Annotated in this window: 5 protein-coding genes, 1 tRNA gene and 1 pseudogene; 4 read left to right on the top strand and 3 right to left on the bottom strand. The window is 35.8% G+C overall.

The features are described from left to right. A pseudogene (locus tag ABY905_RS09525) lies at positions 1-1,557 on the top strand (ribonucleoside-diphosphate reductase, adenosylcobalamin-dependent); the annotation flags it as partial. A 178-nt stretch (positions 1,558-1,735) separates the two neighbouring features. Here the strand turns inward: ABY905_RS09525 and ABY905_RS09520 are convergent. Continuing rightward, a complete protein-coding gene (locus ABY905_RS09520; RefSeq protein WP_372642962.1) occupies positions 1,736-3,445 on the bottom strand; it encodes a glutamine--tRNA ligase/YqeY domain fusion protein in 1,710 nt (569 codons plus the stop codon). Positions 3,446-3,750: 305 nt separating this feature from the next. Here ABY905_RS09520 and folB point away from each other — a divergent pair, with 305 nt between their 5' ends. From folB to ABY905_RS09505, 3 genes are all read left to right on the top strand, one after another. Next, a complete protein-coding gene (gene folB / locus ABY905_RS09515; RefSeq protein ID WP_372642960.1) occupies positions 3,751-4,104 on the top strand; it encodes a dihydroneopterin aldolase in 354 nt (117 codons plus the stop codon). 117 nt (positions 4,105-4,221) lie between these two features. Next, a tRNA-Cys gene (locus ABY905_RS09510) sits at positions 4,222-4,292 on the top strand. Between the two features lie 588 nt (positions 4,293-4,880). After that, positions 4,881-7,028, top strand: a complete 2,148-nt coding sequence (locus tag ABY905_RS09505; protein ID WP_372642958.1) for a tetratricopeptide repeat protein — start codon at positions 4,881-4,883, stop codon at positions 7,026-7,028. 743 nt (positions 7,029-7,771) lie between these two features. Here ABY905_RS09505 and ABY905_RS09500 read toward each other — a convergent pair. Beyond that, positions 7,772-9,010 (bottom strand): RidA family protein, encoded by a 1,239-nt coding sequence (locus tag ABY905_RS09500; RefSeq protein WP_372642956.1) that lies wholly within the window; start codon positions 9,008-9,010, stop codon positions 7,772-7,774. Positions 9,011-9,628: 618 nt separating this feature from the next. Then, positions 9,629-9,823: a hypothetical protein gene (locus tag ABY905_RS09495; protein WP_372642954.1), complete on the bottom strand. Its 195-nt coding sequence runs from the start codon at positions 9,821-9,823 to the stop codon at positions 9,629-9,631. Positions 9,824-10,411: the final 588 nt, after the last annotated feature.

Raw genomic sequence — 10,411 nt, 5'->3', positions numbered from 1 at the left:
CCTTTTACGCCTCAAGCTAGCTTCAACTTCGATTTGTTTAAGAAGCACGTTGGAATGGCTCAGCGTATTATGGATGATATTATTGATCTTGAGCTGGAGAAGATTGATGCAATTATCGCAAAAATTGAAATAGACCCTGAAGAAGCAGAAGTGAAGCGTGTAGAGCGCAATCTTTGGCACAATATCAGAACAAAAGCTGAAGAGGGAAGACGCACCGGCGTAGGTATCACTGCCGAAGGGGATATGGTTGCAGCTATGGGCTTGCAATATGGAACCGAAGCTGCTACTGATTTCTCTGAAGAGGTTCATAAAGTTATTGCGATTGAAGCTTATCGTGCCTCAGTTTTTTTAGCTAAAGATCGTGGTGCATTTAAGATTTTCGATGCTGAACGAGAAAGCAAAAACCCATTTATTTTGCGCTTGAAGGAGGCTGCTCCTGATATGTACGAAGATATGCTGAAGTATGGTCGACGTAATATCGCATGTTTGACTATTGCACCTACAGGAACCACTAGTTTGATGACTCAGACCACATCAGGTATCGAGCCTGTATTCTTACCGGTCTACAAACGTCGTAGAAAAGTGAATCCAAACGATAAAGATGTTCGTATTGATTTCACTGATGAAATTGGTGACTCTTGGGAAGAGTTTGTTGTATTTCACCATAAATTTGTAACCTGGATGGAAGCGAACGGTATCAATACAGCGAAACATTTTACCGATGAGGAAATTGACGAATTGGTAAAACAATCGCCATACTATAAAGCCACTTCGAATGATGTGGATTGGTTGCAAAAGGTACGCATGCAGGGTCGTATTCAGAAATGGGTAGACCACTCAATTAGTGTAACCATGAATTTACCTAGCGATGCTACTGAAGAATTAGTAGGCAATCTTTATATTGAAGCGTGGAAGAGTGGATGTAAAGGTTGTACGGTTTATCGTGATGGTTCTCGTTCAGGAGTATTAATTGCTAACGACAAGAAAGAAGAAGCGACTGTAAAAAACATGCCGGAAAAGCGTCCGGAAGAGTTAGAAGCTGAAGTGGTGCGTTTCCAAAATAATAAGGAGAAGTGGATTGCAATTATCGGTCTTTATCAAGGGCATCCATACGAAATCTTTACTGGTATTCAGGACGATGAGGAAGGTATTCTATTACCTAAGTCGGTAAATAAAGGATTTATTCTCAAGCGTAAAGATGAGGATGGCAATACCCGATATGACTTCCAATACAGTAACAAACGTGGCTTTAAAACGACTTTCGAAGGTCTTTCGTATAAGTTCGACAAAGAATTCTGGAACTACGCAAAATTGATCTCAGGTGTATTGCGTCATGGTATGCCAATTGAGCAAGTTGTGAATTTGATTTCAGGCTTACAATTAGACAGCGAAAACATCAATACATGGAAAAACGGTGTGGAGCGTTCTCTTAAAAAATACATTCCAAACGGAACTCAAGCTAAAGGGATGACTTGTGTCGAGTGTGGCTCAGAGCATGTTATTTATCAGGAAGGTTGTCTGATTTGTCAATCATGTGGAACTTCAAAATGTGGATAGAACACTAGAACAATAAAATTGGAAAGGACGTTCATATCGAACGTCCTTTTTATTTATATTATTTGTTACTTCACCTTTTTAAGGAGGAGTACCCAAACTCGTTTTGGGGAGGTGGTTAAATAAAAAAATCCGATCATTAGACCGGATTTTAAATAGTGAATGAGAGGTTGAATCTCTATTATTTCTTTCCCTTAGAGAATGAATCTTTAAGCGATACAGTGCGGTTAAAGATCAATTGACCTGCAGTACTGTCTTTGTCAGTTGAGAAATAACCCAAACGAGTGAACTGGAAATGATCTTCAGCTTTTGAATTCTTCAAACTTGGTTCAACATAGCAGTTCTCAAGAATCTGAAGTGAATCTTCGTTTATGAATTCCAGGAAATCTTTTTCCTTATGACTATCCGGAGCTTCGTCGTTGAATAAGCGATCGTAAATTCTGACCTCAGCTTTAGCAGCATGTTTCGCAGAAACCCAGTGAAGTGTTCCTTTTACTTTACGCTTGCTTTCTTCACTTCCGCTACCCGATTTAGATAGTGGATCGTAAGTACAGTGAATTTCAGTGATGTTACCATCAGCATCCTTCACCGCTTTTTCACACATCACAATATAACCCGCCTTAAGACGAACTTCGCGACCCGGAGTCATTCTAAAGAATTTCTTAGGTGCCTCTTCCATAAAGTCCTCACGTTCGATATAAAGCTCTCTAGAGAAAGGGATTTCACGAGAACCTGATTCTGGATCTTCAGGGTTATTTTCGATGCTTAGGAGTTCTTCTTGTCCCTCAGGGTAGTTGGTTAAAACCAATTTCACTGGGTTAAGAACAGCCATCACACGAGGTGCTATTTTGTTCAAATCTTCACGTACACAGTGCTCTAAAAGAGAAACATCAATCACGTTATTACGTTTAGCTACACCTATGGTATCAGCAAAGTTGCGAATTGAATTAGGTGTATAACCTCTACGACGTAAACCTGAAATGGTTGGCATTCGAGGATCATCCCATCCCGATACATGCTTCTCAGTTACTAATTGAAGTAGCTTACGCTTACTCATCACTGTATAACTCAGATTCAAACGTGCAAATTCGCGCTGTTTAGGCTGATAATCAGTATCTGTGATATTAGAAACAAACCATTCGTATAGTGGACGGTGAACTTCAAATTCAAGTGTGCAAATTGAGTGGGTAATACCCTCTAGATAATCCGACTCGCCATGAGCATAATCGTACATCGGGTAAATACACCAAGCGTCACCCGTACGGTGATGATGAGCATGCAAAATACGATACATCAAAGGATCACGCATGTGCATGTTTGGTGATGTCATATCAATTTTGGCACGCAAAACTTTTGCCCCATTTTCAAACTCACCAGCTCTCATTCGAGCAAATAGATCTAAGTTTTCCTCAACAGAACGGTTACGGAAAGGACTTTCAGTTCCCGGCGTTGTAGGTGTACCTTTCTGCTCGGCAATAACAGCAGCAGACTGGTCGTCAACATAAGCCTTACCATCTTTAATCAATTTCACAGCCCAATCATATAGCTGCTCAAAATAGTCAGAGGTGTAGTAAGGATCGCCGTCCCATTTAAAACCCAGCCATTTAATATCTTCCATTATAGAATCTACGTACTCGGTATCTTCCTTTACAGGATTAGTATCGTCGAAACGTAGGTTGCATTTTCCCTGGTATTGTTGGGCAAGGCTGAAGTTTAGGCAGATTGCTTTTGCATGTCCAATGTGTAGGTAACCGTTTGGCTCCGGAGGGAAGCGGGTGTGTACTCTACCATCATTGACATTGTTTTTCAGATCTTCTTCAATGATCTGCTGGATAAAATTTAGAGATTTTACTTCTTTTGTATTCTCCTCATTCATAGTCTTGTTATCCATACTTCATTCAAATTTAGATGATTCAATGTATTGCCTGAGATTCTTCATAATCTCGCCTTGTTTTGTTCTATATGCACTTTGTATCTGTCATAGCAGGTATAAAGGGTTCGAACTGACAAAAGTAGAGATTTTCACTTAATAAAACAGCCACACCTCCATGAATTTGTACGAGAGAATGAATTTGAATCAAGCTTATATAAAATTGTCCTATATTCGCCATCATAAATTTAGAACGTGAGCGATAAAATAGGAGATTGATATTTTTAATCTCATCGTCTTTTATCTCACATCTTAGATCTAAGAAAATGAAGGGAATTATAGAATTAGAAGGATTAGAATTTTACGGCTATCATGGCTGTTTTGTTGAAGAACAAGTGGTAGGCAATAAGTTTATTGTATATGTACGCATGGAGTATAATGCTGAAAAACCAGCTGCTTCGGATACCATTACCGATGCACTCAATTATCAAAGAGCATACGAAATGATTCAGGAAGAGTTTAAGATTAAGTCTCACCTCCTCGAACATGTTGCTCAGCGATTATTGGATATGCTTTACGCTAAATTTCCTGAATTGGAGAAGGCTACCGTTAAGGTTTCTAAAATGAATCCTCCTATGGGCGGGCAAATTGAGAAAGTGAGCTTAACTTTAAGTCGATAAGTTTTTGATTCTCTTTAAGCTGCACGAATTGAAGAAAAAAAATATTAGAAAAGCTTTAAAAAGTTTGTAAAGTATTTTCTTTATTACTTATCTTTGCATCGCTCTTAAGGAGAAAAGGGTCTCTTGGCCGAGTGGCTAGGCACCGGTCTGCAAAACCGTCTACGGCGGTTCGAATCCGCCAGAGACCTCAAGTGTAAAACGCAATTACCTATCATTAATAGGTAATTGCGTTTTTTCATTCTACTATTTATTCAATATACACACCACTTTTTGCACCTCAATATAGTTTTAATAAAAAAAAAAGGATTTTTATTGAGGTTAGTTTCTTAGGAAACCTAATATAATTGAAATGATCGCAACAGTAGTGTAAGTGTCGTTTTCCCCAAAACTTTAACCATTCAGTATATTTCACTTAATACGAGAAGGATAAATGTTAAGATTTCCCCTATAAGCCCACCTTCAGTAAAAGCGATTATTGTAGTCCAAATATAGGAAACGGTTATATTTAGGAATATTTATCCCAATGATAATTGTTACAATCGGTCTTATTCGAAATCGATTTTGTAATAATTTGGATAACGGTATTCTTAGAGTTATCAAAAAAATATTACTATTACGTTAGGTTAATTTCTCATATAAATAATGATATATTGCTGTTCAAAACTAGTCCCTTTTTACAGCTATTGAATTAACTACAAAGCTTACCGTTTGTACGTTTCATTATTTATAAACCACATGGAATCAGTGGTTAATATAACCTAAGATCTTTAGTCAAAATGCAAATCCACCTAAAACTTTTTTTATTATTCTTATTCATCAGTAATACGACCTTTGCTAATACCTATCTTGATGATTTAAGAAAACAACTTAACACAGCAGCAGATAGTACCAAAGCTGAACTCTATCTTGACCTATCCGATAAATATTATAATCAGCAGAATACGGATAGTGCTATATTTTATGCAAGAGAGGCTCTTTTACTATCCAAATTAAACAAAAATCAAGAGCTAATTTTTACGTCATATCTAGAACTTTATTACAATTATCTCCTAGTTCACGATTACGAATTAGCAAAAATCTCGTTAGATTATGCAAAAGATATTTCGTACAAATCTAAAGATTCAACAAAAATTTGCGACGTACATTTGAAATTAGCTTATTACTTCGCGGTAGTTAGCAAATATGATAGTGCGATTTTTCATCACAATACATCTATCGAATTATGCGATTTATTAGATGACAAACGACAGAAAGTAAACAATCTTATTGGTCTTGGTGAGATTTATTACGAAAGAGGAGAGCTAGAACTGTCTCTAAACAAATACTTAGAAGCATTTAAATTTACTGAAGTATTCAAAGATGATCAAATAAAACTTAGTCTTCTCATCAATATGGGAAATATATATAGTTCCGAAAACCAAATAGAACAGGCCAAAGACTATTATAACCAAGCTAAAAAAATAGCTGAAAAATTAAAAGATGAAGACGTATTATCTGTACTATACAACAATTTGGCTATTCTTTATCAAGAAGAGTTAGATTTTAAAAAGGCACAAACCTACTTCGAAAAGAGTCTTAATATTGATAAAAAGAAGGATGACAAAGCAGGAATGGCATTGTGTCTAAATAATATCGGTGAAAATTATTTTAAAATGGGGAATAATGAGAAAGCGATTATATATTTCCGCGAATCTTTATCCTCTAATCGAAAATTAAAATTAGAGACAGCAATTATTTACAATCTTGAATCCTTAGCACAAATACACCTAAGTAATGGGAATTTTAAGCAGGCTTACGGGGCTCTTGCAGAAGGGATTAAGATAAGTGAAGAAGTGAAAGCGAAAGGAAAGCGGGCTGATTTATTATTACTGCTAGCAAATTATTACAATAAAATCGGAAATAACAAAAATGCTTATTCTTCAATGGTCGTATATAACTCTCTTAAAGATAGTTTACAAAATGAATCAAGAACAGAGAAAATGGTACAACTTCGAACTAAATTTGAGGCTGAACAAAAAGAGAAGGAAAATGAAATTCTAAGAGTGAAAAATCAATTCACTCAAGAAAAGCTGGAACAAGAAAAGTTGAGAGCAAATTACCTTTTCATTTTTTCATTTTTAGCCATTGTTGTAATCGTACTTATTTTTATGCTATTTCGCTCAAAAGTTAAAATTAATAACAGAATAAATGTCATTAATGGTAAGTTAGAAGAATCTAATTCCAAATTGGAAATCATAAATGCAACTAAAGATAAGTTCTTTTCGATTATTTCTCATGATTTAAGATCGCCTTTTAATCCTATTCTAGGCTTTTCTGAATTAATAAAAACAGAGCTAAAAACAACTAAAGATTTAGCTGTTTTAGAAGAATACAACAGCTCTGTTAGCGAATCGGCTCAGAACTTATTCACTCTTTTAGAGAACCTTCTCCAATGGGCCAATAGTCAGCGTGGGGAACTGGAATTCTCTCCTGTTCAATTTGATTTATATGAATTAGTTCAATCGAATCTAAACCTATTCAAGCTTAAAACGGCGGATAAATCGATTAAACTAAGTTCTGATATTAAACCGAATACATTAGCTTATGGCGACCTGAACATGGTAAATACAATTGTTCGTAACTTAATTAGTAATGCGCTGAAATTTACGGAACCCAACGGTGAAGTATCCCTATCGGCTAAGCATGAGAATGATTTTATTCTTCTTTCTATAAGAGATACAGGAATAGGAATCACTAAAGAAAATCAAGAAAAACTTTTTAAGCTAGACTGTAATTTCACGACCTATGGGACTGGTGATGAATCAGGTAGTGGATTAGGATTGATCTTGTGCAAAGAATTTGTGAATAAAAACGGTGGTGAAATATGGGTAGAAAGTCAAATTGATAAAGGAAGTAACTTTATTTTCTCTCTTAAATCAGCCTAATTTTCATAGAACTAATTCAAAATAGCAATTTTAAGAACAGAAGCTGCTATTTTTTTCTCACAAGTCTAAAAGGAAATATATTTCCATTCCAATATTATTGAAATTAATAAGAATCATTCTTCTTGTACTGGGATTATGAGTTGACTCATTTGCTGCTTGGGTATGCAGTGAACTGGCTACAGGGGAGTGGTAACAAAAGCTTCAACTTCTGTAACCACTACTGTTTCATCTTCTTGGCTCGACCGAGACCTCCGAGTAAATTTTCAAAGTGTTGCCGCTTTTCGGATTCACACACATTATTTCTTATGTTCTCATGCTAGAATAAAACACCATAATAAAATGTGATATTTAGCTGATAGCTGCCATTTAAAAGCTGATTTAATAAGTTACGGTATAAATACAATAAAAACCCTTTTACTATTTCTGAACACCTTTGAATACTATTATCGAGTTTATAATTAAGTTCTAAGATTTGCAGCAGAGAGTAATGTTCTATTCTAAAAAAAATCCCGTAAAAATTACTTCCGAGGATTTAGGTTGTAGTCCCAACCGAACCCAAAACAAGCCCCTTAGTTATGGGCTTTTAAGAAAAATCTAATGATAAATAAATCTTGTTTCCTTATTACGGTGTAAATTATAAAAATTAGACAAAAAAATAGCTTGGGCAGAACCCAAGCTATTTTTGTACTTATACCGTTTATGAAATACTGTCTTTAATGACAGGAAAACAAAAATGGATCTTCTTATAAGGCAGGAGGTGTTCCTTCAGCATTAGAAAGAACAGCATCAATTTGTACTAAAGCATTCATAGGAATAGCTGAAACACCAACTACTGTTCTTGCAGGAAGATCTCCTTTGAAGAATGTTGTGTAAACTTCGTTTACAGCATCAATATCTGCGATATTTTTAAGTTGGATATTTATTTTAACTGTATCGTCCATATCGTGGTCAACACTTTCCACAATTGCTTTGATATTTTTTAGGCATTGTTCAGCCTGCTCTTTTACACCACCAGCTACTATTTCATTCGTTTTTGGGTCTAAAGGTAATTGACCTGAAATATGATTGTAATGAGAAAAAGCGACCGTGTGTGAGTATGATGATTTTGGTGCATTTTCCGTATTGTTTGCTTCTATAACCAGTAGACGGGTGTCTTCAGCAAGTTGCGGAGGTGTACCATCACCGTGTGATATAACGGTATCAATTTGTACCAAAGCATCCATAGGTAAAGCTGAAGCACTAACTACTGTACGTGCAGGAACATAGTTTGGGAAAAATTTAGCACAAACTTCGTTTACGGCTTCAATATCCGAGATGTTTTTAAGGAATATCGTCGTTTTAACGACATCGTTCATAACGTGGTCGATACTTTCTAAAATGGCTTTAATGTTGTTTAAGCACTGCTCAGTCTGCTCTTTTACACCCCCAGTTACCACTTCACCCGATTTTGGGTCGATAGGCAATTGAGCTGAAAGATTGTTGTAATGAGAAAAAGCTACAGTTTGTTTAGATACAGAACTTTTTGGTGCATTTTTCGTGTTTCTTGAAACTTTTATGAGAGCGCAAGGAGCTTGTGGAGCTGTACCTTCACCGTTTGAAATAAGTGCATCCATTTGTACCAAAGCATCATTCATAGGCAAAGCTGCAACTGCGACTGTCGTGCGCGTAGGACGAGATCCTTGGAAGAATGTTGCATAAACTTCATCTATAGCATCAATATCCGAGATATTCTTAACGAATACATTGATTTTAACAACATCGTCCATAACGTGGTCGATACTTTCTACAATTGCTTTAATGTTGTTTAGGCACTGCTTTGCCTGCTCTTTTACATCATTACCTATAATTTTACCCGATTTTGGATTGATAGGTAATTGAGCTGAAATATTATTGTAATGAGAAAAAGCTACAGTCTGTGTAGATACAGCACTTTTTGGTGCATTTTCCGTGTTTCTTGAATTTTTTATAATAACGCCACTCATATTAATCTCTTTTTTTTAGTGTTTGTTGTTGATATTCTTTATTGTGCGCCAAACATAGTGAAAAATTCACCAATCTTGTCATAAAAACAATTAATTTCAAATTGTTTTTATGACATTTAACTTGTCTGTTTTCTGTAAAATTTGAATTCTCATTTCTCACCGATATGCAAGCTATTTTGATATCTATATTTTCAAAATCACTTCTCGTAATTATTGTATTCTTTTTTATTTCTACATCCTTATCTAGATAGTTTAAAGGCGATTCATTATATTTTGCAGAATTTCTCCCAATTGCTTTTCTTAGATTTATTTTATGACAACTCTATAAATAGTCACTATCCTTTTTCCAAATAATTACTGTTAACTTATAAACAATCATGTCGACATTTATGATTAACAGTAAAAGCGTATTCATTTCATCAAACATGGTGATAACTAACACATATTTTATTCGCTATTAGAAACTAAAATATAAACAGATTAAACAGTAATAAGTAAAATAGAAGTTCTTTTTAAACTGAGATAGATATTACTTTCCCGAAGTTTACGAGACAGGCAACTCCTCCACGTAATCACAAAAAAAGCCACTCTCCTATGAGAATGGCATTTTTCATGTAATTACTTTCGATTAAACTTGTCTGGACGATCTATCAGTTTCAATTCTTCTTGAGGCTTACTGGCAAAAGCTCCTGGTGCCGTTTGAATAGCTGTCATTTGAGTGATTGTCGCAACCGTTTCCTTTGTTGGATTGGGCTGTGTTATGTGTGATACATTAAAATGAATACACACTTGTTCTTTTTGTGTGAAGTACACTCACGAAATTTGACCTCTGCCAGGCCAAAATAAAGCACTAGTCAATTAACAATAAGATAGAGTAACTTTTTCAGCTTGGTGTTTTCACTTTGAGAAGTTAAGCCTGTGGCTTAGCTGACTTTTTGTTGTTCTCCCATTCGTTTTTGGAATGCTATTTTGCAAGAATGCCCATGTTTAAAGGGTTGGGCTAATTTTTGATGCCTATTTTGGTGGATTCTTGAGCTTGAAAATCCTTATTTTATAGTGAGAGACTCAGTCTTTCACGTGCGAGAGCAACTCTCGCACGTGAAAATGCCAAGCTTTCATGTTTTTTGCCAATTCTCGCATCTGAAAACCCGGAGTTTCACGTGAAAATGTCCACCTCTCATGAGTTTTGATGATTTTCACACTTGAAAATGCTCAGAATATCGTGAAAGACTGAGTCTCGCACGTGAAAGACTGAGTCTTTCACGGTTTTGAGTGACATTTTCACGCTTTTCTTGGGCTCTTTCACCCAAAAATGTGCTTCAAAACAGTGAGAATATGACTCCCGCAGCCAAAAATGTGACCAAAAACCATCAGAAAGTTGCCCTCTGAGAGGAGTATGTG

The organism is Ancylomarina sp. (assembly GCF_041555295.1).
In the GTDB taxonomy this organism is placed as follows: domain Bacteria; phylum Bacteroidota; class Bacteroidia; order Bacteroidales; family Marinifilaceae; genus Ancylomarina.
This window is presented reverse-complemented; position numbering and strand designations above follow the sequence as displayed.

Excerpts from the sequence above, each read along its gene's own strand:
- ABY905_RS09520 (WP_372642962.1), bottom strand. The coding sequence starts at position 3,445 with ATGGATAACAAGACTATGAATGAGGAGAATACAAAAGAAGTAAAATCT.
- folB (WP_372642960.1), top strand. The coding sequence starts at position 3,751 with ATGAAGGGAATTATAGAATTAGAAGGATTAGAATTTTACGGCTATCAT.
- ABY905_RS09505 (WP_372642958.1), top strand. The coding sequence starts at position 4,881 with ATGCAAATCCACCTAAAACTTTTTTTATTATTCTTATTCATCAGTAAT.
- ABY905_RS09500 (WP_372642956.1), bottom strand. The coding sequence starts at position 9,010 with ATGAGTGGCGTTATTATAAAAAATTCAAGAAACACGGAAAATGCACCA.